Source organism: Variovorax ureilyticus (genome assembly GCF_050632185.1).
GTDB lineage: Bacteria > Pseudomonadota > Gammaproteobacteria > Burkholderiales > Burkholderiaceae_C > Variovorax > Variovorax ureilyticus_A.
The window spans coordinates 3,070,818-3,094,972 of record NZ_CP192579.1 but is presented as its reverse complement, the minus strand read 5'-3'; the positions used below and the strand labels follow the sequence as shown (position 1 = coordinate 3,094,972).

Here is a 24,155-nt window from a genome sequence, read left to right as displayed (position 1 = left end):
GCCATCCGCAAGGCCCCGACAGCTGAGCGTCAAACCGGTGCGTAGGCACCGGTGCCTCCCGGCCAACGCGTAAGCACCTCGTACCCCTCCAAGGTGACGGCCACCATGTGCTCCCACTGCGCGGACAAAGACCTGTCCTTGGTCACGACAGTCCACCCATCAGGCAATTGCCTGGTATCGCGTCTGCCTGCGTTGAGCATCGGTTCGATGGTGAAGACCATCCCCGGCTCCAGCTTGAGCCCTTCCCCAGGCCGCCCATAGTGCAACACGTCCGGCTTGTCGTGGTAGACCTGACCGATACCGTGTCCGCAGTACTCGCGCACCACGCTGAAGTGCTCCCGCTCGGCGACCGACTGGATGGCATGGCCGATGTCGCCGAGAGTGGCTCCAGGCCTGACCTGTCGGATTCCTGCCCGCATGGCTTCGTAAGTCGTCTCCACCAGGCGCCGCGCCAAGGTGCTGGGCGGTCCGACGAAGTACATGCGACTGGTGTCGCCGAACCAGCCATCCTTGATGACGGCGACATCGATGTTGATGATGTCGCCCTTCTTCAGAATCTTGTCGGGCGAGGGGATGCCGTGACAAACCACCTGGTTGACGGAAGTGAGGATGGTTTTCGGATACCCCTGGTACCCCACGTTGGCTGGGATTGCACCCTGGACATTCACGATGTGCTCGCGGCAGATTCGGTCCAGTGTCTCCGTACTCACCCCCGGCACGACGTGCGGCTCGATCATGCTGAGAACCTCCGCGGCAAGCTGGCCGGCGCGTCGCGCCATCCCGATGTCTTCCGCGGACTTGATGGATATGTCCCGCGCCATTACCGCTTTCCAGTCGAGGATGCTCGAGGCCTGGCAGCAGGGGCGGCGACCGCGACGGCGATGTCCAGGCCTCCAGCGAGCTCAGCCCGTATCAGCATTTGGCAGATTTCCCGGTGGTCCAACTCCGGGTGCATCTCGGTCAACATGCCGACCCGCATCCAGTGCTCTGCCTGCGCGTTGATGGACCTGCTGAGGGCATTCCCTGCCACCCTCAGGTTCTCGTGCATCTGGTCGGAAATTTTCACGATACCCACTAGGAACTCCGAATATACGAAACGTATATGAAGTATAGCGGTACTTGTTGCGGAGCGACACGGGTGGTGAGCTGCACGCCGTGTTTGTCGGTGGCACCGTTGCCAGGAAGGTGAAGATGCGCCCCCGGGCCCCGTCTTCTACCTCAACCCCTGCACCAACCGCACCATCGCCTCGATCCCCGCATCGAACCGCGGCGTGAGCATCGAGCCCAGGTGCGGCATCAGCAGTTGCAGCATCCCGATGCCGGCGAGCAGCGTCAGCGGAAATCCGACTGCGAAGATGCTGAACTGCGGCGAGGCGCGGTTCAGGATGCCCATCGCGAGGTTGAGCGTGAGCAAGGCGGTGACGAGCGGCAGCGACAGCATCAGCCCGCTCGCGAAGATCTGTCCGCCGCCGGCCGCGATGACCATCCATCCGTTTGCGTTCAGCGGCGCGTCCGAGACCGGCAGCGCCTGGAAGCTCTCGGCCAGTGCGGCGATCATCATCAGGTGGCCGTCGACCGCGATGAAGATCAGCATCGCGAGCATGTTGAGAAAGCGCGCGACCACCATGGTCGCGCCGCCGCTCATCGGGTCGAAGAAGGACGCGAACGACAGGCCCATCTGCAGGCCGATGTATTCGCCCGCCGCGAGCACCGCGGCGAAGACCAGCTTCATCGTGAAACCCATCGCCGCGCCGATCAGCACCTGCTGGATGATGATCCACACGCCGCCGGCCGAGACGACCGGCACGTCGGGCATCGGTCCGAGGGTGGGGAGAGAAGAATCGCGAACAAGGCCGCGAAGCCGACCTTGACCTGGCGCGGCACGGTCCCTTCGCCGAGCACCGGCGCGGTGCTGACCAGCGCCAGCATGCGCACGAAGGGCCAGAGAAAGGCCACCAGCCACGCGGTGAGCTGTGCGGAGGTGACCGAGAAGACCTGCGGCATCCGTGAAGAGGCCCTAGCCCACGAGCTGCGGAATGCTCATGAACAGGGCGCGGATGTAGTCGAGCATCTTCTCGAGCATCCACGGTCCGGCGATGATGAGCGTGAGGAAGATCGCGACCAGCTTGGGAATGAACGAGAGCGTCGCTTCGTTGATCTGCGTGGCCGCCTGGAAGATGCTGATCACCAGGCCGATCACGAGCGCCACCAGCAGCAGCGGCGCACCGAGCATCAGCGACACCTGGATGGCCTGGCTGCCGATGGTCATGACTGATTCGGGTGTCATCGCGGTCTCTTTAGGTGAAGAAGCTTTGCGCCAGTGCGCCGATCAAGAGCTGCCAGCCGTCGGCCAGCACGAAGAGCATCAGCTTGAAAGGCAGCGCGATGCTCGCGGGCGGCACCATCATCATCCCCATCGACATCAGCACGCTCGCGACCACCATGTCGATGATGAGGAACGGGATGAAGATGGTGAAGCCGATCTGGAAGGCTGTCTTCAGCTCGCTGATGACGAAGGCCGGCAGCAGGATGCGCAGCGGTACTTCCTCGGGCCCCTGCATTTCCGGCGCCTTGGCGAGCTTGGCGAAGAGCGCGAGGTCGTTCTCGCGCGTCTGCCGCAGCATGAAGGTCTTGAAGGGCTCGATGCCGCGCTCCAGCGCCTTCTCGGCGCTGATCTTGTTGTCCGAGAAGGGCTTGTAGGCGTCGGTGTAGGCCTTGTCGAGCACCGGCGACATCACGAAGAAGGTGAGGAAGAGCGACAGCCCGACGAGGACCTGGTTGGGCGGCGACGCCTGCGTGCCGATCGCGGTGCGCAAGAGGCCCAGCACGATCAGGATGCGCGTGAAGCTGGTCATCGACAGCAGCAGCGCGGGCAGGAAGGTGATCGAGGTCAGCATCACCAGCGTCTGCACGCTGAGCGACCAGGTCTGGCTGCCGCCGGGTCCGGGCGTGCTGGTCAGGCCCGGCAGGCCTTGCGTCCAGGCCGCGAGCGGCAGCATGGCCGCGAGCAGCACCACGCCGCCCCGAAGGCTTCGGCGAAAAACGTTGCGCATCATGGAGCCGTTCGGGTCTTGCCGGTGATCGATTCGCGCAACTTCTGCGCGAAGAGGTCGATGGGTTTCAGCGGCGCCGTGTGCGCGGCGTCAGAGGCTTGCGACACCGCCTGCGCGGGCAGTGTGTGCAGCGTATTGATCTGGTTGGGCGTGACGCCGAGCACGAGCCATGTACCGCTCACTTCGACCACCACGACACGTTCGCGCTGCCCGACGTTCGAACTCGACACCACCTTCACCACATTGCCGCCATTGAAGCGCTGCAACCCGAAGCGCCGCGCGAGCCACGCACACAGAAAGATCAACCCCAGCACCACCACCATGCCGAACCCCGCCTGCAGCAGCCCGCCCGCGCCGACGGCCGGTGCGGCTTCAGCAGCGGTGTGCGAAGGCACAGTGGGCAGCACCGCGTGCGCCGGCAGCACCGCAAGCGTCACCAAAGCCGTCAGCCAACGCGCGCCCAAACCCGGAAATCCCGTGGAACCGGCTTTGCCGGGCCACTGGGATTGCCCCCTGCAAGGGGGTGCAGAGCCACACGAAGTGGGCGAGGCTGGGGGTGTGCTCATCACCGGGCGAGTTTCTGCATCCGCTCGGAAGGCGTCACGATGTCCGTCAGCCGGATGCCGTACTTCTCGTTCACCACCACCACTTCGCCTTGCGCGATGAGGTAGCCGTTGATCAGCACGTCCAGCGGCTGGCCGGCGAGCCCGTCGAGCTCGACGACCGAGCCCTGCGAGAGCTGGAGCAGGTTCTTGATGGTGATGCGCGTGCGGCCGATCTCGGCGGTGAGCTGCACCGGCACTTCCATCACGCGGGCGATGTCGAGCGCCGTAACCCCGGCCGCGGCCGAAGCCGCTTCCTGGATCTGCTGGAAGACCTGCGTCGTGGCGGGCGCCGGCGTCGGCTCGGGCGATGCCTCGGGCGCACTGGCTGCGGTCTGCTCGGCCAGTGCGGCTGCCCAGTCGTCGGCTTCGCTGGCGGGAGAAGTGTTGTCAGTCATGGTCGTTCTTCGAATCGCTGTCTTGGTGATTGATCATGTTTTGCACGCGCAGGGCGTAGCGGTCGTTCGAGATGCCGTAGCCGCACTCCATCACCGGAACGCCGTCGACCTTCGCGACGACGCTGGCCGGCAGGTCGATGGGCAGCACGTCGCCGACCTGGAGCTTGAGGATGTTGCCGATCGTGGAGGACATCGTCACGAAATCGGCGGTGAGCTCGACGTCGGCTGACTGCATCTGCCGGGACATCTGCTTGACCCAGCGCTTGTCGACCTCGACCTCGTCCTGGATCGGGTTCGACAGCAGGTCGCGGATCGGCTCGATCATCGAGTAGGGGATGCACACGTGCAGGAAGCCGCCGAGGGGGCCGAACTCGATCTGCAGCGTGGTGTTCACCACCACCTCGTTGGGCGCGACGATGTTGGCGAGCTTGCCGTGCATCTCGGCACGGATGTAGTCGAAGACCAGCGGGTGCACCGGCTGCCACGCCTCGGCGTAGCACTGCAGCGAGAGGTCGAGCAGGCGCTTGATGATGCGCTGTTCGGTCCGCGTGAAGTCGCGGCCTTCCACGCGCACGTGGTAGCGGCCGTCGCTGCCGAAGAGGTTGTCCACCACGAGGAAAACCAGCTTCGGGTCGAACACGAAGAGGGCAGTGCCGCGCAGCGGCTTCATGTGCAGCATGTTGATGTTCGCCGGCACCGGAAGGTGGCGCACGAACTCGGCGTACTGCTGGATCTGCACCGGCCCCACCGAGATGTCGGGGCTGCGGCGCATGAAGTTCAGGAGCGCGCTGCGCAGGCCGCGCGCGAAGCGGTCGTTGATGACCTCCAGCGTGTGCATGCGGCCGCGCACCACGCGGTCGGGCGCACCGAGGTCGTAGGCCGGAAGGCCGTCTGCCCGTGGCGCGGGTTTCGATGTCTGGTCGACGCTGCCGCCGGTGACGCCATTGAGCAGCGCATCGACCTCGTCCTGCGAAAGGACCTGTTCATAGGCCATGGGTCGCTTGCCTCGAGGTCTTTACTGCACCACGAAGGTGTTGAACGAGACACTGGTGATGCCTTGCGGCGGCAGGGTGTCGTTGAGCGGGCGGTTCAGCTCGCTTTGGACCTCCGCGGCGATCCGGGTCTTGTCCTCGGTGGACATGAGCGTGTCGGGCGTGCGGTTGGACAGCAGCAGCAGCGCACGGCTGCGCAGCTCGGGCATGAACTCGACGATCTGCGCCTTCGAGGCTTCGTCCTTCACCTTGAGCGAGATGCCGACGTGCAGGTACTTGCGGCCCTCGGCCTGGAGGTTGACCGTCATCGGTTCGAGCGTGACGAAGATCGGCTTCTCGGGCACGGGCTTCGCGGCTTCGGCCGGGGCGGCGCCCGACTTGTGCTGGAAGTACATGTAGCCGGCCGCGCCGGCGGCGAGCACGGCAACGCCGACCAGCAGGCCGATGATGAGCTTCGACGAGCGGGGGCTGCGGCGGGCGCGGCGGTGGCGGCGGGAGATGAAGTAGCCATGTTGAAGCGAGGTAACTGGTTCGGTCTATTCTTTGCGAACTCCCCGGCAGGCGAACGGCTGATCAAGCGTGGAAAAGCGCTTCAGATCGTTCATTGCCTGGAAGGTGTTCACGCGAAGGTGTCGAGGCCCGCCGTGGCGCGGCGCAAGGCGGATGCGGCCGAAGGCGCCGCGGCGACCGTCTGCGCGGCGGCGCTGTCGGCGCGACCCGATCCCGGGTAGTCCGGCTGGCCCTGCGGGCGCGATGGGTTCTGCTGGGCGAAGGCATTGCCGCCGTTCGGCTGGCGGGTATCCGCACCGACCGAGGTCTGGCCGAGATTGATGCCCTGTTCGGCCAGCGTGGTGCGCAGTTGCGGCAGCGCGGCCTCGACGGCCTTGCGCACCGACTCGTGCGCCGAGACGAACATCGCCTGTGCCTGGTTGTCGCCCATCGTCAGCGTGACCTTGAGAGGGCCGAGGTTGGCCGGATTCAGGTTGAGCTCGGCCACCTGGTGGCCGGTGGTGCTCATGCGGATCATCTGGTGGCCGATGGCCGGACCCCACTCGGTGCTGCCGACCTGCGGCGCCACCGTCAGCACCGGCGCGGACTGCGCCGGCGCAGCGTCGCGGCCGGCGATGGGCGCGGCACCGGCCTGCAGCGCCGACAGGGCCTGCGCATCGGGCGTGGCGGCCGGTTCGATCGATGCGGTGTCGGGCCGCGCGGCCGGTGCGTCGGCCTTGGCGGTTTCGACGGCTGCTGCGGCTTGCGTTACGACGGCGGGCTTGTCCGCGCTCGCTGCCGTGGCAGTGGCGGCCTCGGCAGCGGCGGGGGCATCGGAAGCGGCGGCTGCCGCTTTCACGGCGGGCGCTTTGGCATTCGTGGTTGCGCCGGCGGTGGGCGAGGGTGTCGTGACGGCGGCCTTGGGGCTTGCGTCCGTCGGCGGTGTCGCCGCGGCGGCTGCGGCGGTCGCGAGCGGCAGTGCGGCGTCGTCCGGCGGATTCGCTGCCGGTGCTTCGGCATGGTCGTCGTGCGCCGGCGCGGCCGCGGCGCGTGCAGTCTTCGCGGCGGCCTGATCCGCCGCAGTCTGCGCTGCACCGTCGGGGAGGACCGGCGCCTCTTCGGGCAGCGTGCCCGATGCCGAGCCGGCAGCGAGTCCGTCGACCGTCGCTCCGGCACCGCCCTTCGTTGCCTGCTCGGGCGCGAGCCTGCCGGGCGCCGCGGCGGGGACGACGGGCGCCTGCAGCGGCGTCAGAAGGGCCATGACGTCGTCCGCGCTGAGCTCGCTCTTCTTGTCTTCGGCGCGTGCGGTCTTGCGGCCTGCAAGCGGCGCGGTGCCGGACGTTTCGGCGGATTCCTGCGTGTCTGCGGCGCTGGTCGCGCGCGAGCGGTCGAGCGCGGCGCCGAAGCTGCGGCCTTCGGGCTGCTCGGCATTGCGGCCGCGCGGACCGGAGGCTGCGCCCTGCGGACCCAATAGGTTGATGGAAGGCGAGATGACGGTGGGCATGTGGGCTCCGGAAGCTTCAGATGGTCGGGTTGGCGGCGCGGTCGAAGAACTTGCGCGCCGCGCGTTCGTCGCTGTCGCGCTGCTCGCGCTTGGCCTGCGCCATCAGTTCCTGGCGACGCACGCGCTCGGCAAGCGTGTCGAAGGAGTTGAGGCGGCGCTTGTTGTTGCGCCAGTCGTCGCGGCCGTGGTCCAGCCGTGTCAGCGCCTGCGCGACGATGGCGCGCTGCTGTTCGATCGCGCTGTCGAGCGTGACCAGAAAGGCCTGGTAGTTGCGCAGCTTGGCCGTGGCCAGCCCTTCGCTCATGAGCGCCTGCAACTGCAAGGCGTAGTCCTGCCGGTACTTGAGCAGCATCTCGAGCTTCTGGCTGGCGCTCTGCTGTGCGTTCTGCAGCGTGCCGAGCCGCCTCGCGGACTCGTCGGTCTGCGTGCGGGCCAGGTCGGTCAGCATTTCAAGAGGGAGTCGCTGGGGCATGGTTGTTCCTTGGGTCAGCCGGGTTCGAAGAGCTTGGTCATGCGCGCGATCGACGCCGTGTAGTCGGTGCGTTCTTCCATGGCCTGCTGGAGGAAGGCCTCGATGCGCGGATACATCGCGATCGCCTGGTCGAGCTGCGTGTCGTGCCCGGGGGCGTACGCGCCGACGCTGATGAGGTCCCGGTTGCGCTGGTAGCGCGAGAGCATCTGCTTGAAGCGGCGCACCACGTCGAACTGCGCGGGCGGGATCAGGGCGGTCATCGCGCGGCTGATCGACGCCTCGATGTCGATCGCCGGATAGTGACCGGCCTCGGCGAGCGAGCGCGACAGCACCACGTGGCCGTCGAGGATCGCGCGCGCCGAATCGGCGATCGGGTCCTGCTGGTCGTCGCCCTCGGAGAGCACGGTGTAGAACGCGGTAATCGATCCGCCGTGTCCATTGGCGTCTCTCGCGCCATTGCCGGCGCGTTCCACCAGCGCCGGCAGCTTCGCGAACACCGAGGGCGGGTAGCCCTTGGTGGCGGGCGGCTCGCCCACTGCCAGCGCGATCTCGCGCTGCGCCATCGCATAGCGGGTAAGCGAATCCATGATGAGCAGCACATCCTTGCCCTGGTCGCGGAAATACTCCGCGAGGCAGGTGGCGTAGGCCGCACCCTGCAGGCGCAGCAGCGGCGAGTTGTCGGCGGGCGCGGCCACGACGACCGCGCGCGCGAGGCCTTCCTCGCCCAGCGTGTTCTCGATGAAGTCCTTCACCTCGCGGCCGCGTTCGCCGATCAGGCCGACCACGATCACTTCGGCGCTGGTGTAGCGCGCCATCATGCCGAGCAGCACGCTCTTGCCGACGCCGGAGCCCGCGAAAAGGCCCATGCGCTGGCCGCGGCCGACGGTGAGCATCGCGTTGATCGCGCGCACGCCGACGTCGAGCACCGAATCGATCGGTGCGCGCGTGAGCGGGTTGATCGGCGGCGACGACAGCGGCACCTTGCGGGCGATGTCGAGCGGGCCGAGCCCGTCGAGCGGCCGCCCCGCTGCATCGACGACGCGGCCGAGCATGCCTTCGCCGACCGGCAGGCGCTTGGCGTGGCCTTCGCCGGCCAGAGTCGAACCGGTGCTGCCATTGCGCGGAATCACGCGCGCGCCGGGAAGCAGGCCGGACACTTCGCTTTGCGGCATCAGGAAGAGCTTGTCGCCCGCGAAGCCGACCACCTCGGCCTCGGCATAGCGGTGCGTGTGGCCCGGCGGCAGTTCGACGAGGCAGTCGCTGCCCACCGGCAGCTGGAGTCCCACCGCTTCGAGCACGAGGCCCACCGCGCGCGTGAGGCGGCCCGATTGCACGCTGGTCGGCGCGCGGCGCACGTCCTGGCGCGCACGGGAGAGCCTGTCAAGCCAGGCTTGAAGATGCTCGCCAGCCAGATCGATCGGCGTGTCGGTCGTCATGTCAGTTCTCCGGAACCCCGCGGAGCCGGCTTTGCCGGGCCGCTGGGGGTGTTCATAGGATTGCGGTGGTGACGTGCTTCCAGCGGGTTTCCAGGCTGGCGTCCAGCTCGCCGCTTGCGGATTGCACGCGGCAGCCGCCGCGCGTCATCGTGTCGTCGGCGCGCACCTGCCAGCCTGCGGCCTCCAGTTCGTTGCCGAGGCTGTTCTTCACCAGCGCGACGTCGTCCGGATGCATCAGCAGGCGCGGCTCGCCCTGTAGGGTGGGCTCGGCGTGGAGCAGGTCGTGCACCAGCGGCAGCACCCATTCGGGTTCGGCGCGCAGGGTGCGGTGCACCACCTGCCGCGCAATGTCGAGCGCGAGCGTGAGCAGCGCATCGGCCACTTCGCTTTCGGCGCGGTTCAGCGCGGCCGGCAGGCTGGTCGCCAACGCGCGCAGCCGTTCGGCGTGCGCGCTGGCGGCGGCGAGTCCGGCCGCAACGCCTTCGGCGTGGCCTTCCGCCAGGCCTTGTGTGCGGCCGTTCGCGAGGCCTTCCTTGCGGCCTTCGGCTTCGCCGGCGGCGCGCGCTTCGCGGCGCAACTGCGCAAGCTCGGCCGCATGCAGCAAGGCGGGGGAGGGCGCGACCTCGGCGGGCGCGGCGGCGAGGCGCTGCGAACCCGATGCGGGTTGCGCTTCGGTCAGCGTGTCCATCTCCCAGCGTTGCCATGCGGACAGAACCGGCTTGCCGGGCCGGGGCGACGAGGGCGCGATCGGCGCGCTGGCGGGCGGCGCATAGGCCGACGCGAGCAGCGCGCGCGCACCCGGGGTGAAGGCGTGCTTAGACAAAGTCATCGGTGCCAGGCGCTGCGATCACGATTTCGCCGGATTCGGCAAGGCGGCGGGCGACCTGCAGGATCGACTTCTGTTCGGCCTCGACCTGCGACACGCGGACCGGCCCGCGCAGTTCCATGTCTTCGCGCAGCGTCTCGGCGGCGCGCTGCGACATGTTGCCGAGGAACTTGTCGCGCAGCTCCTGCGTCGAGCCCTTGAGCGCGATGATGAGCGAGTCGGCTTCGACGTCCTTGAGCAGGCGCTGGATGCTGCGGTCCTCGAGGCCCAGCAGGTTCTCGAAGACGAACATCTCGTCCACGATGCGCTGCGCGAGCGTCTCGTCGACTTCGCGCACGTGGGCGATGGCTTCTTCCTCCTGCGCGCTGGCCATGAGGTTGACGATCTCCGCGGCGGTGCGCACGCCGCCGAGCCGGCTGCGCTTGAGGCCCTGGCCCGAGAGCATCTCGGTGAGCACGTCGGTGAGTTCGTTGAGTGCGGACGGCTGCACGCCGCCGAAGGTGGCGATGCGCATGATCACGTCGTGACGCAGGCGCGTCGGCAGCTTCTCGAGCACTTCCGAGGCCTTCATGCGATCCAGGTGGATGAGCACCGTTGCGAGAATCTGCGGATGCTCGTCGCGGATGAGTTCGGCCACTTCGCTGGCTTCGAGCTGGTTGAGGCGCTCGATGCCGCTGTGCGGCTCGTCGGCCTGCAGGATGTCCTCGAGCAGGTTGCTCGCGCGGTCCTCGCCGAGCGCTTTCCTGAGCACCGCGCGGATGTAGCTGCTCGATCCGAGATGCAGGGCGGAGAGCTGTTCGGTCTCCTGCCGGAACTCGGCGAGCACCGATGAGAGTTCGTCCTTCGAGACGGCGTTGAGCTTCGCCATCGCGAGGCCGAGCGTCTGCACCTCGGCGGTGGGCAGGTGGTGGAGCGCGGCGGCCGCGCGGTCTTCACCGAGCGCCAGCAGCAGGATGGCGCTCTTGCGGGTTCCGATGTCACTGATCATTGCTGTTCATCCAGTGCTGTATCAGCGTCGCGACGAGCTTGGGGTCCTGCTCGGCGAGCTGATGGGCGTAATCCATGTCGGCCTTCTGGCGTGCGGCTTCGCGCACGCGCAGGGCCTCGTCCGGCGAGATCTGCGGCAGGTCGTCCTCCAGCTTCGGCTCGTCGCTGGCGGGCGTTTCGGTCGCGGCCGCGGGTTGAGGTGCCGGCGGCGGTGCAAGCTGCTTGCGCAGCAGCGGACGCAGCACCGCGAACCACGCGAAGAGGGCCAGCATCGCGACCAGCAGGTAGCCGCCGATCGTCTTCGCCAGATCGATGTTCTGCGGGTCGCGCCACAGCGGCACTTCCGGCGCCGGCGGCTCGCGGTCATCGGCGAAGGCACTGTTGACCACGTTGAGCGAATCGCCGCGCTCCTGGCTGAAGCCCATCGCTTCCTTGGCGAGGTTGCGGATCTGGTCGATCTCGACCGGCGTCAGCGCGCGTTGCGTGGTCTTGCCGGCTTCGATCGCATCCTTGTAGTTCACGACCACGGCGACCGACAGGCGCCTGACGCCGCCGGCGCTCTGTTGCACGTGGCGGATCGAGCGGTCGAGCTCGTAGTTGGTGGTGACGTCCTTGCGGGCGCTGCCGGGGCCGGCGGTCGCGGCAGTCGAGACGGCCGAGTTGGCGGCGTTCGCGGCGGCAGCGTTCTGGGCGCCGCGGGCGCCCGGCGCGTTCTGCGCGCCGGGTTGGCCGGGCGGGGGCGGAGTGGTGATCGGGGCGGTCGGGTTCACCGGCGGCTGGTTCGACAGCGCGCCCGGCACGCCGCCCGGCGGCACCGCGCCACGCTGCGTCGATTCGCTCGACTGCTGGCTGCGGATCGCGGCGCGCGCCGGGTCCGCGTTGGGGCTGTACTTCTCGTCGGTGTGCTCGACGACCGAGAAGTCGATGTCGGCCGCCACCTGCGCGCGCACGTTGTTCGCGCCGACGATCGGCTGCAGGATCGCCTCGATGCGGCGGATGTAGCCCTGCTCGATCTCCTGCGTGTACTTGAGCTGGCTCACATCCAGCCCGCGCGCCCCGCTGTTGGCGGCCGAGAGCAGGTTGCCGCGCTGGTCGACCACGGTCACGCTCTTGGCATCGAGCTCGGGCACGCTGCTGGAGATCATGTGCACGATCGCGCTGACCGTGCCTTCGTCGATGCTGCGGCCGCGCTGCAGCGTGAGCACCACCGAGGCCGAAGGCTTCTTCTGCTCGCGCACGAAGAGCGAGGGCTTCGGGATCGCGAGATGCACGCGCGCCGAATCGACGTTGCCGATGGACTCGATCGAGCGGGCGAGTTCGCCCTCGAGCGCGCGCTGGTAGTTGACCTGCTCGGCGAACTGGCTGGTGCCGAACTTCTGGTTGTCCATGAGCTCGAAGCCCACGCCGCCCGCCTTGGGCAGGCCCTGCGCCGCGAGCTTCAGGCGTGCCTCGGGCACCTTGTCGCCGGGGATGAGGATCGCGCCGCCGCCTTCGGCGAACTTGTAGGGCACGTTCATCTGCTGCAGCGACGCGATGATCGCGCCGCCGTCGCGGTCCGACACGTTGGTGTAGAGCACCTTGTACTCGGGCCCGTGGTTCCACAACGTGAAGGCGGCGGCTGCCGCGACCAGCGCGGCGCCGCCGACGATCATGGGCAGCCTGGGCTGCGCGCGCAGTCGTTCGAGGAACGGGGGAAGCGAGGAGGCCGCCATCGGCGCCGCGTTCGCTGGCGTTGCCGCGGCGGTCACGCCCCGGTCCTCGTCATGGCTGTCGCGCAGTCGCGGTCCGTCGTCATGTTGATGCTTGAAGTTTGTTGTTCAGATTTCATGCCGGAGGCCGATGACAAGGGTCAGCGGACTTTTCGTTACGCGATCGATTGTCAGGAGACGGTCGGAAATCGATCGCCCGAACAACGGGGGGTTTTGCCGTTTGTTGGCGGCTTGAATCCGGGTCTTCCCTTGTTACGCTGAAAGGACGACGGAGCGCCTGTGCGCTTCCCTAGCCACCTCGAAGCACGAATCAAGAAAGAACCCGAATGTCGATCTCCGCCATCGAATCCGTCCTGCAGCAGATGCGCGCCACCGCCGTGCAGGCAGGCTTCGCACCCGCGTCGACCGCGTCCGCCGCGCCCGCCGAATCGGGCGGCTTCGCGGCCGAGCTCAAGCGCTCGCTGGACAACATCAGCGGCGCACAGAACCACGCCTACGGCCAGGCCGAAGCCTTCGAACTCGGCAAGCCGGGGGTTGCGCTCAACGACGTGATGGTCGATCTGCAGAAGGCGAACGTGGCTTTCCAGACCGGTTTGCAGGTGCGAAACCGCCTGGTCGCGGCCTACCAGGAAGTGATGAACCTCCAGGCCTGATGCCCGCCTGAGTCTCGGGGCGCCCCTTTTTTGAAGGCCGCCCTAAAGGTTTGTGGACCCCTGTCGATAACTCACTCAACGATGGCTTGAGTCTCTCGGTGGGAGCGGGTCCAGCGTTACGGCCTAGGCCGGAGTCCACAACCTTTGTAAACAGGAGTCGAACATGGCGTCAGTCATCAACACGAATAGCCTCTCTCTGCTCACGCAGAACAACCTGACCAAGTCGCAGTCGGCGCTGAATTCTGCGATCCAACGTCTGTCGTCCGGCCTGCGCATCAACAGCGCCAAGGACGACGCCGCCGGCCAGGCCATCGCGAACCGCTTCACCGCGAACATCCAGGGTCTCACGCAAGCTTCGCGCAACGCCAACGACGGCATCTCGCTGGCGCAGACGACGGAAGGCGCGTTGACCGAAGTCAACAACAACCTGCAGCGCATCCGCGAACTGGCCGTGCAGTCGGCCAACGGCAGCAACTCCGCCGCCGACCAGGCATCGATCCAGGCTGAAATCTCCCAGCGTCTCGCGGAAATCGACCGCACCTCGCAGCAAACCGACTTCAACGGCGTGAAGGTGCTCGCAGGCAACAACAAGCTGTCGATCCAGGTCGGCGCGGCGGACGGCCAGACCATCGGTATCGACCTCAAGCAGATCGATTCCAGCACGCTCGGCCTGAGCGGCTTCTCGGTGGCCTCGAACTCGCTGCCGGTCGGCGCCGCGCTCTCGAGCATTGCGCAGCCCTCGGGCACCGGTTCGTCGAACGTCAACCTGAGCGCCGCCGCGACCACCCTGGGTGTGAATGCCTCCGGCCTGAGCCTGCACGAAGTGCAAAACGCCGCCGGCACCGGAACCGGCCAGTTCGTGGTCCAGTCGGGCTCCGACTACTACGCGGCCTCGGTGGACCGCGCGACCGGCAACGTGACGCTGAACACGGCCGTCGTCAAATATGCCGACGCTGTCAACGGCATCGTGACCGGCAGCGCCGTCACGCTCGCTGCGCAGCCGGTCAAGGTCGGAGTCAGCGCTGCCGGCACGGTGACCGGCTACGTGACCATCCAGGGCAAGAACTTCGGCGTGACCGACGTCAACCCGCTCGTCGATGGCGGTGCCACGACCACGGCCGTCACGTCGGCGACGGTCGACGAGCTCAGCACGAAGGGTGCAACGACCGCGACGGCCCAGTTCGCCGGCGCCGCTTCGGCCAACCCGCTCGCCAAGATCGACGCCGCGCTCAAGCAGGTCGACGACCTCCGCAGCTCGCTGGGTGCGGTGCAGAACCGCTTCGACTCGGTGATCGCCAACCTCGGCACCACGGTGACCAACCTGTCCTCCTCGCGTTCGCGCATCCAGGACGCCGACTACGCGACCGAAGTGTCGAACATGAGCCGCGCTCAGATCCTGCAGCAGGCTGGTACCTCGGTGCTCGCCCAGGCCAACCAGACCACGCAAGGCGTGCTGTCGCTCCTGCGCTGATCCGGGTGACAAGCCGGTGCTCTTCCCGTCCGGGAAGGGCATCGGCAACCTCAGGCCGTCGGGCTCAGGCCCGATCCGCCTGTGCTGTCCTCTGGGGCCTGGTCCGGGCCAGGCTCCAGAGGACAGCAAACAGAACGGATACGAACATGGCAACGATTAGCAGTCTGGGCGTCGGCTCCAACCTTGATCTGAGCACCCTGCTGACCCAGCTCCAGACGGCGGAAAGCCAACCGCTGGTGGACTTGCAGAACCGCGCAGCGAGCTTCACGAGCAAGCTCTCGGCCTACGGCACGTTGCAGAGTGCGCTCGGCGTGCTGAAGACGGCATCCGACAGGCTGTCCGACCCCGCGCTCTTCCAGGGCTGGGGCGTCAACGTCGGCTCGACCGGCGTGCTGACCGCTTCGGCCGGCAGCACTGCGGCGGCCGGGAGCTATTCGGTCAACGTGTCGCAGCTTGCGCAGTCGCAATCGCTGGTGAGCGCGGGCCAGGCCAGCGCCACCACGGCGATCGGCAGCGGAACCATCACCATCGATTTCGGCACGATCAGCGGCGGCACGCTCGGCTCCACCACCGGCCAGTACACGGGCGCGAGCTTCACGGCCGATGCCAGCCGCACGGCGGTGCCCATCACCATCGGAAGCACCAACAACACGCTGCAGGGAATTCGCGACGCGATCAACAGCGCCAACGCGGGCGTCACGGCGAGCATCGTGAACGACGGCAGCGGCACGCCCAACCGGCTCGTGCTGGCCTCCAACCAGACCGGGGAAGCATCGAGCATGCGCATCTCGGTGACCGGCGACGCGGCATTGCAGAACCTGCTGAACAACGACCCGGCCGGCACCCAGAACCTCCAGCAGACGGTGGCGGCTCAGAACGCGAAGCTGACAGTCAACGGGATTGCCGTCACGAGCGCGACCAACACCGTCAGCGAGGCGGTTCAGGGCGTGACCATGAACCTGCTCAGCGTCGGAACCACCAGTGTCGTGACGCAGCCCAACACCTCGTCGGTGCAATCGGCGGTGAGTGATTTCGTCAACGCCTACAACAAGCTGCAAAGCACGGCTAACACCCTCACGGCGTACGACGCCAGCACCAAGACCGGCGCCGTTCTGATGGGCGATTCGACGCTGCTCGCCCTCCAGGTCCGCATCCGGCAGGCACTGACCACCCCCAGGCCGGCGGGACCAATGACATGAAGGTGCTGTCGGAGATCGGCGTGTCCTTTCAGAAGGACGGCACGCTGTCTCTCGATTCGACCAAGCTCGGCTCGGCCCTTTCCACCAATCTCGCGGGTGTCTCGAAACTCTTTGCGAGCGACAGCAGCAGCACGAGCGGCTACGGCAAGCAGATGAGCGCGCTGATCGACAACGTCACCGCGACCGGCGGCCTGCTGCAGGCGGCCACCGCTGGTGTGTCCACCACGATCAAGCAGCTCGGCGACCAGTACGACGCGATGAAGCTGCGCGTCGACGACACGGTGGCGCGCTACCGCACGCAGTTCACGCAGCTGGACGTGATGATCAGCAGCATGAACAACACGATGAGCTACCTCAAGCAGCAGTTCGCCGCGATGTCCGGCACGAGCAGCGGCGCCTGATTTTCTGGTGGAGACGTCGATGTACACATCTCACAGCTTCAGGACCGGCGCGGGCGCCTATGCGCGCATCGGCGTCGAGTCCGGCGCGATGAGCGCCTCGCCGCATCAGCTGATCTGCATGCTCTTCGACGGCGCGACGACCGCCATCGGCATGGCGCGTCATCACATGGCCGGTGGCGACGTCATTGCCAAGGGACGTGCAATCTCGAAGACGATCAACATCGTCGAGAACGGCCTCAAGGCGAGCCTCGATGCCGACGCGGCCGGACCGGCGGGGGCCGGGCTGGTGGGGAACCTCGCCGCGCTCTACGACTACATCGTGCAACGGCTGCTCCAGGCGAACCTGCACAACGACGCGAACGCGCTCGACGAGGCGGATCGTCTGCTGGGCGACATCGCCGGCGCCTGGCGCGAGATCGATCCCGGCGCAGCGGCCGCCTGATGCCGCCGCAGATGAACAAGATGAAGGACAACATGGCAGTCACGAGTGAAGTCGTCCATTGCTACAGCGAACTCGCGATGCGCGTCTCGCTGATGGCTGAACTGGCGCGTGCGAAGGAATGGGGCCGGCTGCCGGAGCTCGAGGCGCAGTGCTCGGCGCTCGTCGACAGGCTCAAGGTGCTGCAGCCGATGGAGGTGCTCGATCCGGCGCAGTACGACGAGACGCTGCGGCTGATCGCACGCATCCGCGCCGACCAGGACGAGGTGTGCGGCCTCGTGAAGCCGCAGATCGAACAGTTGATCGCGCGCATGAGCTCGCTGCATCAGCAGCAGACGCTGGGCAAGGCCTACTCCTCGCACTGAACGGGCACTGACGGCGCGCCATGACAGCTTTGCCCGGGTCGATCGACACGCCGCTCGCCGCGAAGGCGTCGCTGCGAATGGACGTGCTCGCCATCACGAACGAGGCCGAGATCGGCCCGCCCGGGCCGGTGCTGCAGGTGGGGCGCGTCGCGAACGACGTCCGGCTTCCCTCCAATGCGGCACTCGAAAGGCTGCTGCCCGGCGCCACCGGCGACGCGGCGTACCGCGAAGGGGTTTCGACGCGCGCCGCGAAGGCCGAGCTGTCGGCCACCGCGCGTGTCATCAGCGCCGTGCTGGCGGACGTGCATGGCGATCCCGGTCCGGTGCGCGCAACGGCGCCCGCATGGGCTTCGGCGAAGGCGCCGGATACGGGGGTGCTCGCGGCCATGTTGTCGCGGAACGTCTCGAACAGCGGGCTCTTCTACGAATCGCATCTGGTGGAGCTCGCGGCGGGAAGCCGCACGCTGGCGCAGTTGGCCGAGGAGCCTCAGGCGCGCTGGTCGGGTCCGGGGCTCGCGGCCGCGCTGGCGGCCGAGGCGGACCCGCTTTCGGCGCGCGCGGCGGCACCGGCGGCACCGGCGGCACCGGCCGACGCATCGCAGCAGGCGGTCGCGCCAGTCATTGCGCCGGTGATCGATGCGCCTGCTTCGGACATCGGAAGGTCGGCGGCGCCGGCGGGGCACGCCCGTACCGTCGAGCCACAGAAGCCGGCGCAGGCCGCGACGCCCGCAGTTGCGCCGTCACCTTCGGGCGATGCGCCGCTTTCCGACGGCGGCGAAACCCATCCGGAAGCCTCGCGTGTCCAGGCGGCCTACCGCTGGGCCGAAGCGCCCGCGGCGATGGCCGAGGCCGTGCCCGAGCGTGCCGTTGCAGAAAGCGCCACGGTTCGCCATGCAGGTCATGCAGCGACGACCGGGCTCATGCCCGCCGCCGCCGAGATCATCCATCCGCAGTCCGTCGCGCTGGTGCACCAGCAGCTCGACCTGCTCGCCACGTCAGTCTTCCGGTGGAGCGGCGAGGCGTGGCCCGGTGTGCCGATGCAATGGTCGATCGAGCAGGAGACCGACGAACGCGAGTCGCATGCCGGCAGCGAAGAAACTGCCCGCCCCTGGTCCACCACGGTGTCGATGCAGCTGCCGCGCCTGGGCGTGGTCGATGTGCGGCTCAGCCTCGCGGGTGAGGGCGTGCATGCGCGCCTGAGTGCTGCCGAAGCGTCCACGGTGGAGCGCCTGCGGGCGGACGGCAGTGCGCTGGCCCATCGGCTCGACGCGATCGGCCTGCGGCTTCAGGACTTCCGTGTTTCCGGAATGGACCGGCCATGACCGCCGGTGCGGGCGAACGCCAGGGCGCGGTGGCGCTGTCGCATGCGGACACCTCGAAGGCGCCCGTGGTCGTGGCGAAGGGCTACGGCGTGGTGGCCGAATCGATCATGCGCGAGGCGAAGGCGAACGGCCTTTACGTGCACGAGTCCGCGGACCTGGTCCGATTGCTGATGCAGGTGAACCTCGACCGGCAGATCCCGCCGCAGCTCTATCGCGCGGTGGCCGAGCTGATGGCCTGGGTCCACCGTCTCGAAAGCGACACGGGCGCGATTCCGGGGCGAGTGCCATGAATTATTTCACGCAGGAAATTCGGAATTGATACTTTCTGTTTCATGTTAATGAAATCTCATAGAAAGAATCAGGATTTGATCTGGGAAATTTAACCATATTGAAGAGTTGAATACTTTTTCATCATTTTCAATGCGGCCGGAGATGTGAATGCTTTGTATGCATTCTACTTACTTTTCCCAGGTGAACGCTTTGATGAATTGGGGCTTCGTTTCGGCTGTGTCAGATAAGTCTCACTTTCTTGGGAGAGATCTAGTTAAGTTGTTAAGGTTTGTTAATTTCTGTCGATAGACTAGAGCCTGTATCAAACGGAGTGCAGAGTGGAATTGAAAAAAGACGGCGCCGTGACTAATGGCGACATCTCGAAAGAAAGAGATCGGCGACATCAATCTCGCCTATATGCTGCTCGCTCAAAAGCTGGCCAAGCAGGATCGCGCAGCAGCCATGTATCGTTTGGGGGTTGGTCGCGAACTGGCTGATTTGCTGGCCAATATGTCTCTGACCCAGATCGTCAAATTGGCGGCGTCGAATTTTCTGCTTTGCAGTTTCCGCCTCGACGATCATCCGATGTTTGCCGTATTTGGCGAAGAAAAGGATACGACGCTCCAGCAGGCGCATATGTCGATCCTGATGTCGGCGAGGAAAATCCATTCGCGCGAAGCGGATGCAATGGCATGAGCAAGAAAAGCGTCCTGGGCGAGGTCCGCGAGGTCAAATTGGCCATCGAGCTGATCGAGCTCGGCGCGCGGCTGCAATTTCTCGAATCGGAAGTCGGCCTCAGCCGTGAACGCCTGATTCGTCTCTACAAGGAATTGAAAGGCGTTTCGCCGCCCAAGGGTCTTTTGCCTTTTTCGACGGATTGGTACATGACCTGGCTGGCCAATATCCATTCCTCGATGTTCTACAACATGTACCGCTTCATGCTGGAAGAGGCGTACGAGACGCCGCTGCGCGCGCTCATCAAGAGCTATCGCCTGTACATGGAGCAGATCGAGGCACACGGCGGCGAGGTCGTGCTGGACTTCACGCGTGCGTACACGATGGTGCGCTTCTTCGAGAGCGACATGCTCCAGCTGAGCGTCTGCAGCCGCTGTGGCGGACGCTTCGTGGCGCACGCGCACGACAACAAGCACGGCTATGTGTGCGTGCTCTGCCGCCCGCCGTCTCGCGCGGGCAAGGCGCGTGGTCCGAAGCGGGTGGAGGCGCCCGTCGAATCCGATTCCGCTTCCGACACCGTTCTGGCGCGCGCCGAACCGCAGGCCGCCATCGGAGGCCACTGAGGCGATTCATTCACTTCGAAATTCGAATCCATTGATTTGATGCCTGAGGGCAAAAGGGGAAACGTGTGCTGGTGCTGGTCGGATACCTGGTGGTGGTGGGAACCGTTTTCGGGGGCTATGCCCTCATGGGCGGTCATTTCGGCGTCCTGTTCCAGCCGATCGAAGTGCTGATGATCGGGGGCGCCGCGTTGGGCGCCTTCATTGCGGGCAACAACGGCAAGACGATCAAGGCGACGATGAAGGAGTTGCCGTTGCTCCTGCGCTCGTCCAAGCACAACCAGCAGCTCTACATGAACCTGCTCGCATTGCTGTACGAGCTGCTCGCCAAGGCGCGCAAGGACGGCATGATGAAGCTCGAGTCCGACGTGGAGAACCCGAAGGACAGCGAGATCTTCAACCGCTACCCGGAAATCATGGCCGAGCACGAACTGATGGAGTTCCTCTGCGACTACCTGCGCCTGATGGTGAGCGGCAACACCGACGCCTTCGAGATCGAGGCGCTGATGGACCATGAAATCGAGACCATCCGACACGAGGCCGAAGTGCCTTCGCACAGCCTCGCTCGCGTCGGCGATGCGCTGCCGGCGCTAGGCATCGTGGCTGCGGTGCTGGGCGTGGTGCATGCGCTTGGTTCGGCCAACCTGCCGCCTTCCGAGATGGGGTCGCTGATCGCCCACGCGATGGTCGGCACCTTCCTCGGTGTGTTGATGGCGTATGGCTTCGTGATGCCGCTGGCGACCGTGATCGACCAGAAGGTCGAAGAGGGCATGAAGGTCTTCCAGTGCGCGAAGGTCACCCTGCTCGCGAGCCTGAACGGCTATGCGCCCCAGCTGGCGGTGGAGTTCGGCCGCAAGGTGCTGTTCTCGACCGAGCGTCCGACGTTCAGCGAGCTCGACGAGCACGTCCGCGAAGTCAAGGCCCGCTGAAATGAAAACACCCCCAGCCTCGCCCACTTCGTGTGGCTCTGTCGGGCGGCCGCCAGAGGCGGCTGCTCTTCGGGCACGTCCAAGCCTGCGCAGGCAGGCTCGGAGCCGCGGTCCTCAGCCCCCTCGAGGGGGCGCACCCCGGCGGCCCGGCGAAGCCGGTTCCGCGGGTGCTCCCGCAAGGGACTGCTTCGCGGCTATGGGGTTCATGCCCTGCCATAGGCGCGTGGAGGTGACGCGGTGAGCGCAGACAAGCTTCGCGTCGTCGTCAGGAAGGTGGCCGGGAACGGCGCGGGGCACCATGGCGGTGGCTGGAAGATCGCCTACGCCGACTTCATGACGGCGATGATGGCCTTCTTCCTCGTGATGTGGCTGCTGTCGATCTCGACGCCCAAGCAGCGCGAGGGCATCGCCGAGCACTTCCGCATGCCGCTCAAGGTGGCCCTGAGCGGCGGCGAGAAGAGCAGCCTCAGTTCCAGCGTGATCCCGGGCGGCGGGCCGGACCCGATCGCGCAGGAAGGCGAGGAGAGGCTCTCCGACGCCGAGCGCGCCGAGATGGAGGACGCCGCGCGTCTCGCCGACATGAAGAAGCGCCTGGACAACCTGATCGAGAGCAGCCCGGTCTTCAAGCAGTTGCGCTCGCAGATCCTGATCGACATCACGACCGAAGGCCTGCGCCTGCAGATCGTGGACAGCGACAAGCGCCCGATGTTCGACCTCGCAAGCGCGCGGGTCGTGCCGCACATGCGTGCGATCCTGCGCGAGCTGGGCCCGACGCTCAACGACCTGCCGAACAAGATCACCCTGTCGGGCCACACCGACGCGATGGTCTACACCAACGGCGACAAGTCCTACGGCAACTGGGAACTGTCGGCCGACCGCGCGAACGCATCGCGGCGCGAACTCGTGACAGGCGGCATGAACGAGAACAAGGTGCTGCGCGTCGTCGGTCTCGCCGACAGCATGCACCTGGACAACGCCGAGCCTCGCAACCCGATCAACAGGCGCATCAGCATCATCGTCCTGAACCGTCAGACGCAGGACCGGATCGAGCGCGAGAACAGCGGCGAGCTCGACAAGCCGAGAGTCGGAACGTCATTGCCCGCAAGTGCGCAGGGTGCCGACGCGAAGCTCACGTCGCTCAAGCCAGCCGTGCCAATCCAGTAGCAGCAGCGAAACACAAAATGGACCTCAGTCAGTTTTCCCAAGCGTTCTTCGTCGAAGCGATCGAGCTTCTGGCCGAGATGGAGCAACTGCTCCTCGAGCTCGACGTGGATTCGCCCGGCAGCGAGCAGCTCAACGCCATCTTTCGCGCGGCCCATTCGATCAAGGGCGGCGCGGCCACCTTCGGCTTCACCGCGTTGACCGAGACGACGCACCTGCTGGAGACCCTCCTGGACCGGGCACGCCATGGCCAGCTTCGCCTGAGCGCACCCATGATCGACGCCTTTTTGGAAACGAAGGACGCCTTGCAAGAACAACTCACTGCCTACCAGGCGGGCAAAGAACCCGAGCCTGACAGGGTGGCGCATATCTGCGCCGTGCTGAAACAACTCGCGCTCGAGACCGCCGACGGCAAGGCCCTCGCGCCGGCACCTGCAGTGGCGTCAGCGCCGGCGCCCGTGGTGGCCGCCGCGCCTGCACCCGAGGAATCTGACGTGTCCGGTGCGCTGCGCATCCGCCTGAGCCGCCTGTCGGACAGCGAGTGCGACCTGCTCGCGGACGAGCTGGCCAACCTCGGCAAGATCGTCTCGCGCACGCGCAGCAACGACCAGTTGACCGTGGTGCTCGACACCACCTGCGAACCCGACGAGATCATCGCGGTGTGTTGCTTCGTCATCGACGAATCGCAGATCGAGATCGCGCGCGAGTGCGCAGCGCCCGCCGCCGCGGCGGAGCCCGTCGCTGCCGCGCCGGCGCCTTCGGCTGCCGAACCCGTGCGGACGCAAGCCCCGGCACCGGCGGCTGCTGCGCCCGCGGCGGGCGCGGCTGCGGCTGCAAAGGAATCGAGCTCGATCCGCGTGGACGTCGAGAAGGTCGACCAGCTGATCAACCTCGTGGGCGAACTGGTCATCACGCAATCGATGCTCACGCAGGCCGCGACGATGCTGGACCCGGTGGCCTACGAGCGCTTCCTCAGCGGCCTGGGCCATCTGGAGCGCAACGCGCGCGACCTGCAGGAATCGGTCATGTCCATCCGCATGATGCCGATGGACTATGTCTTCAGCCGCTTCCCGCGCGTGATCCGCGACGTGAGCGCCAAGCTCGGCAAGCAGGTGCGCCTGGACACCTTCGGCAAGGAAACCGAACTCGACAAGGGGCTGATCGAACGCATCATCGATCCGCTCACGCATCTCGTGCGCAACAGCCTCGACCACGGCATCGAAACACCCGACATCCGGACCGCCAAGGGCAAGGAGGCGACGGGCCAGTTGCTGCTGTCCGCGCAGCACCATGGCGGCAACATCGTGATCGAGGTCAGCGACGACGGCGCCGGCCTGAACCGCGAGAAGATCCTCGCCAAGGCCATGCAGCAAGGGCTCCCGGTGAGCGAATCGATGCCCGACGAGGAAGTGTGGCAACTGATTTTCGCGCCGGGCTTCTCGACCGCGGAGCAGGTGACCGACATCTCGGGTCGCGGGGTCGGCATGGACGTGGTCAAGCGGAACATCCAGGAAATGGGCGGCCACGTCGAGATCCAGTCGCGCGGCGGCTACGGGACGACCACCCGCATCGTGCTGCCGCTGACGCTGGCGATCCTCAACGGCATGTCGGTCAAGGTCGGCAGCGAGGCCTACATCCTGCCGCTTTCCTACGTGATCGAGTCGCTGCAGCCGCTGCCGGAGCACCTGCATTCGATCACCAGCGACGGCCACGTGATCAAGGTCCGCGGCGAATACCTGCCGCTGATCGAGCTGCACCGCGTGTTCGACGTGGCGGACGCGCAGGTGAACCCGACGCAGGGCATCCTCGTGATCGTGCAGACCGACGACGCGCGCTTCGCGCTCCTCGTGGACGAACTGCTCGGCCAGCACCAGGTGGTGGTGAAGAACCTCGAGACCAACTACCGCAAGGTGCCCGGCATCTCCGCCGCCACCATCCTCGGCGACGGCAGCGTGGCTTTCATCATCGACGTCGGCGCGATGCCCCGCATCCAGCGGGCGCAGGCCGTCAGCGCCGCGGCGCTGGCCGGGGCTTCGAGGATGACGCCCATCGAAGCCTGAGCGCAATACATGCAATTGGCCCGTGCACCCGGCACTGACCGGGTGGCAACTCGCGAATCTGACAGAGGCGTTTGCAATGCGTTTTGACTTCTTTCGCCGCCCCGGATCGAAGGGTGACGTCA

General features: G+C 66.5%; 25 protein-coding genes and 2 pseudogenes. 12 read left to right on the top strand and 15 right to left on the bottom strand.

Features of this window, described 5'->3' with window-relative positions; translation table 11 throughout:
- Nucleotides 1-29 precede the first annotated feature (29 nt).
- The 15 genes and pseudogenes from map to fliF all read right to left on the bottom strand — a co-directional run bounded on the left by map (nucleotide 30) and on the right by fliF (nucleotide 12,471).
- Nucleotides 30-821, bottom strand: coding sequence for a type I methionyl aminopeptidase (gene map / locus ACQ858_RS15300; protein ID WP_431273538.1), 792 nt, complete (start codon nucleotides 819-821; stop codon nucleotides 30-32).
- Nucleotides 821-1,075 (bottom strand): ParD-like family protein, encoded by a 255-nt coding sequence (locus ACQ858_RS15295; RefSeq protein ID WP_431273537.1) that lies wholly within the window; start codon nucleotides 1,073-1,075, stop codon nucleotides 821-823. The genes map and ACQ858_RS15295 overlap by 1 nt, the downstream gene beginning before the upstream one ends.
- A gap of 138 nt (nucleotides 1,076-1,213) precedes the next feature.
- Nucleotides 1,214-2,004, bottom strand: a pseudogene (gene fliR / locus ACQ858_RS15290) (flagellar biosynthetic protein FliR).
- Nucleotides 2,005-2,017: 13 nt separating this feature from the next.
- Complete coding sequence (gene fliQ, locus ACQ858_RS15285; RefSeq protein ID WP_431273536.1) at nucleotides 2,018-2,287, bottom strand: flagellar biosynthesis protein FliQ; 270 nt, start codon at nucleotides 2,285-2,287, stop codon at nucleotides 2,018-2,020.
- 10 nt (nucleotides 2,288-2,297) lie between these two features.
- On the bottom strand, nucleotides 2,298-3,056 hold the full coding sequence (gene fliP, locus ACQ858_RS15280; protein WP_431273535.1) for a flagellar type III secretion system pore protein FliP: 759 nt from the start codon (nucleotides 3,054-3,056) through the stop codon (nucleotides 2,298-2,300).
- The gene (gene fliO, locus ACQ858_RS15275) at nucleotides 3,053-3,490 is read right to left on the bottom strand and encodes a flagellar biosynthetic protein FliO (RefSeq protein WP_431273534.1); all 438 of its coding nucleotides are present in this window, start codon (nucleotides 3,488-3,490) and stop codon (nucleotides 3,053-3,055) included. The genes fliP and fliO overlap by 4 nt, the downstream gene beginning before the upstream one ends.
- Before the next feature lie 128 nt (nucleotides 3,491-3,618).
- Nucleotides 3,619-4,053: a flagellar motor switch protein FliN gene (gene fliN, locus ACQ858_RS15270; protein ID WP_431273533.1), complete on the bottom strand. Its 435-nt coding sequence runs from the start codon at nucleotides 4,051-4,053 to the stop codon at nucleotides 3,619-3,621.
- Nucleotides 4,046-5,047 carry a flagellar motor switch protein FliM gene (gene fliM, locus ACQ858_RS15265; RefSeq protein ID WP_431273532.1) on the bottom strand — a complete coding sequence of 334 codons (1,002 nt, stop codon included), beginning with the start codon at nucleotides 5,045-5,047 and terminating at the stop codon, nucleotides 4,046-4,048. Before fliM ends, fliN begins: the two co-directional genes overlap by 8 nt.
- Nucleotides 5,048-5,068: 21 nt before the next feature.
- Nucleotides 5,069-5,467, bottom strand: coding sequence for a flagellar basal body-associated FliL family protein (locus ACQ858_RS15260; protein WP_431273531.1), 399 nt, complete (start codon nucleotides 5,465-5,467; stop codon nucleotides 5,069-5,071).
- Nucleotides 5,468-5,664: 197 nt separating this feature from the next.
- The gene (locus ACQ858_RS15255; RefSeq protein ID WP_431273530.1) at nucleotides 5,665-7,038 is read right to left on the bottom strand and encodes a flagellar hook-length control protein FliK; all 1,374 of its coding nucleotides are present in this window, start codon (nucleotides 7,036-7,038) and stop codon (nucleotides 5,665-5,667) included.
- A 16-nt stretch (nucleotides 7,039-7,054) separates the two neighbouring features.
- Nucleotides 7,055-7,510 carry a flagellar export protein FliJ gene (gene fliJ, locus ACQ858_RS15250; protein WP_431273529.1) on the bottom strand — a complete coding sequence of 152 codons (456 nt, stop codon included), beginning with the start codon at nucleotides 7,508-7,510 and terminating at the stop codon, nucleotides 7,055-7,057.
- A 14-nt stretch (nucleotides 7,511-7,524) separates the two neighbouring features.
- Nucleotides 7,525-8,946, bottom strand: a complete 1,422-nt coding sequence (gene fliI / locus ACQ858_RS15245; protein ID WP_431273528.1) for a flagellar protein export ATPase FliI — start codon at nucleotides 8,944-8,946, stop codon at nucleotides 7,525-7,527.
- 52 nt (nucleotides 8,947-8,998) lie between these two features.
- Nucleotides 8,999-9,775 carry a flagellar assembly protein FliH gene (fliH, locus tag ACQ858_RS15240; protein ID WP_431273527.1) on the bottom strand — a complete coding sequence of 259 codons (777 nt, stop codon included), beginning with the start codon at nucleotides 9,773-9,775 and terminating at the stop codon, nucleotides 8,999-9,001.
- Nucleotides 9,762-10,760, bottom strand: a complete 999-nt coding sequence (fliG, locus tag ACQ858_RS15235) for a flagellar motor switch protein FliG (RefSeq protein WP_431273526.1) — start codon at nucleotides 10,758-10,760, stop codon at nucleotides 9,762-9,764. Before fliG ends, fliH begins: the two co-directional genes overlap by 14 nt.
- Nucleotides 10,750-12,471, bottom strand: a complete 1,722-nt coding sequence (gene fliF / locus ACQ858_RS15230; RefSeq protein WP_431276873.1) for a flagellar basal-body MS-ring/collar protein FliF — start codon at nucleotides 12,469-12,471, stop codon at nucleotides 10,750-10,752. The genes fliG and fliF overlap by 11 nt, the downstream gene beginning before the upstream one ends.
- Nucleotides 12,472-12,794: 323 nt before the next feature.
- Between fliF and fliE the strand changes: the two genes are divergently transcribed.
- The 12 genes and pseudogenes from fliE (at nucleotide 12,795) to cheA (ending at nucleotide 24,033) form a co-directional block, all read left to right on the top strand.
- A complete protein-coding gene (gene fliE, locus ACQ858_RS15225; RefSeq protein ID WP_431273525.1) occupies nucleotides 12,795-13,121 on the top strand; it encodes a flagellar hook-basal body complex protein FliE in 327 nt (108 codons plus the stop codon).
- Nucleotides 13,122-13,284: 163 nt separating this feature from the next.
- Nucleotides 13,285-14,592, top strand: a complete 1,308-nt coding sequence (locus ACQ858_RS15220) for a FliC/FljB family flagellin (RefSeq protein WP_431273524.1) — start codon at nucleotides 13,285-13,287, stop codon at nucleotides 14,590-14,592.
- A 146-nt stretch (nucleotides 14,593-14,738) separates the two neighbouring features.
- Nucleotides 14,739-16,192: pseudogene (fliD, locus tag ACQ858_RS15215) on the top strand (flagellar filament capping protein FliD).
- A gap of 19 nt (nucleotides 16,193-16,211) precedes the next feature.
- Nucleotides 16,212-16,634, top strand: a complete 423-nt coding sequence (fliS, locus tag ACQ858_RS15210) for a flagellar export chaperone FliS (RefSeq protein WP_431273523.1) — start codon at nucleotides 16,212-16,214, stop codon at nucleotides 16,632-16,634.
- A 32-nt stretch (nucleotides 16,635-16,666) separates the two neighbouring features.
- A complete protein-coding gene (locus ACQ858_RS15205) occupies nucleotides 16,667-16,996 on the top strand; it encodes a flagellar protein FliT (RefSeq protein ID WP_431273522.1) in 330 nt (109 codons plus the stop codon).
- A 20-nt stretch (nucleotides 16,997-17,016) separates the two neighbouring features.
- Nucleotides 17,017-18,318 carry a flagellar hook-length control protein FliK gene (locus ACQ858_RS15200; RefSeq protein WP_431273521.1) on the top strand — a complete coding sequence of 434 codons (1,302 nt, stop codon included), beginning with the start codon at nucleotides 17,017-17,019 and terminating at the stop codon, nucleotides 18,316-18,318.
- The gene (locus tag ACQ858_RS15195) at nucleotides 18,315-18,608 is read left to right on the top strand and encodes an EscU/YscU/HrcU family type III secretion system export apparatus switch protein (protein ID WP_431273520.1); all 294 of its coding nucleotides are present in this window, start codon (nucleotides 18,315-18,317) and stop codon (nucleotides 18,606-18,608) included. Before ACQ858_RS15200 ends, ACQ858_RS15195 begins: the two co-directional genes overlap by 4 nt.
- Nucleotides 18,609-18,957: 349 nt before the next feature.
- Complete coding sequence (flhD, locus tag ACQ858_RS15190) at nucleotides 18,958-19,284, top strand: flagellar transcriptional regulator FlhD (protein ID WP_431273519.1); 327 nt, start codon at nucleotides 18,958-18,960, stop codon at nucleotides 19,282-19,284.
- A complete protein-coding gene (flhC, locus tag ACQ858_RS15185; protein WP_431273518.1) occupies nucleotides 19,281-19,886 on the top strand; it encodes a flagellar transcriptional regulator FlhC in 606 nt (201 codons plus the stop codon). Before flhD ends, flhC begins: the two co-directional genes overlap by 4 nt.
- A gap of 65 nt (nucleotides 19,887-19,951) precedes the next feature.
- Nucleotides 19,952-20,812 carry a flagellar motor stator protein MotA gene (gene motA / locus ACQ858_RS15180; protein ID WP_431273517.1) on the top strand — a complete coding sequence of 287 codons (861 nt, stop codon included), beginning with the start codon at nucleotides 19,952-19,954 and terminating at the stop codon, nucleotides 20,810-20,812.
- A 237-nt stretch (nucleotides 20,813-21,049) separates the two neighbouring features.
- Entirely contained in the window at nucleotides 21,050-21,976 is a 927-nt protein-coding gene (gene motB / locus ACQ858_RS15175) for a flagellar motor protein MotB (protein WP_431273516.1), read from the top strand.
- A 17-nt stretch (nucleotides 21,977-21,993) separates the two neighbouring features.
- The gene (cheA, locus tag ACQ858_RS15170) at nucleotides 21,994-24,033 is read left to right on the top strand and encodes a chemotaxis protein CheA (RefSeq protein WP_431273515.1); all 2,040 of its coding nucleotides are present in this window, start codon (nucleotides 21,994-21,996) and stop codon (nucleotides 24,031-24,033) included.
- Nucleotides 24,034-24,155: the final 122 nt, after the last annotated feature.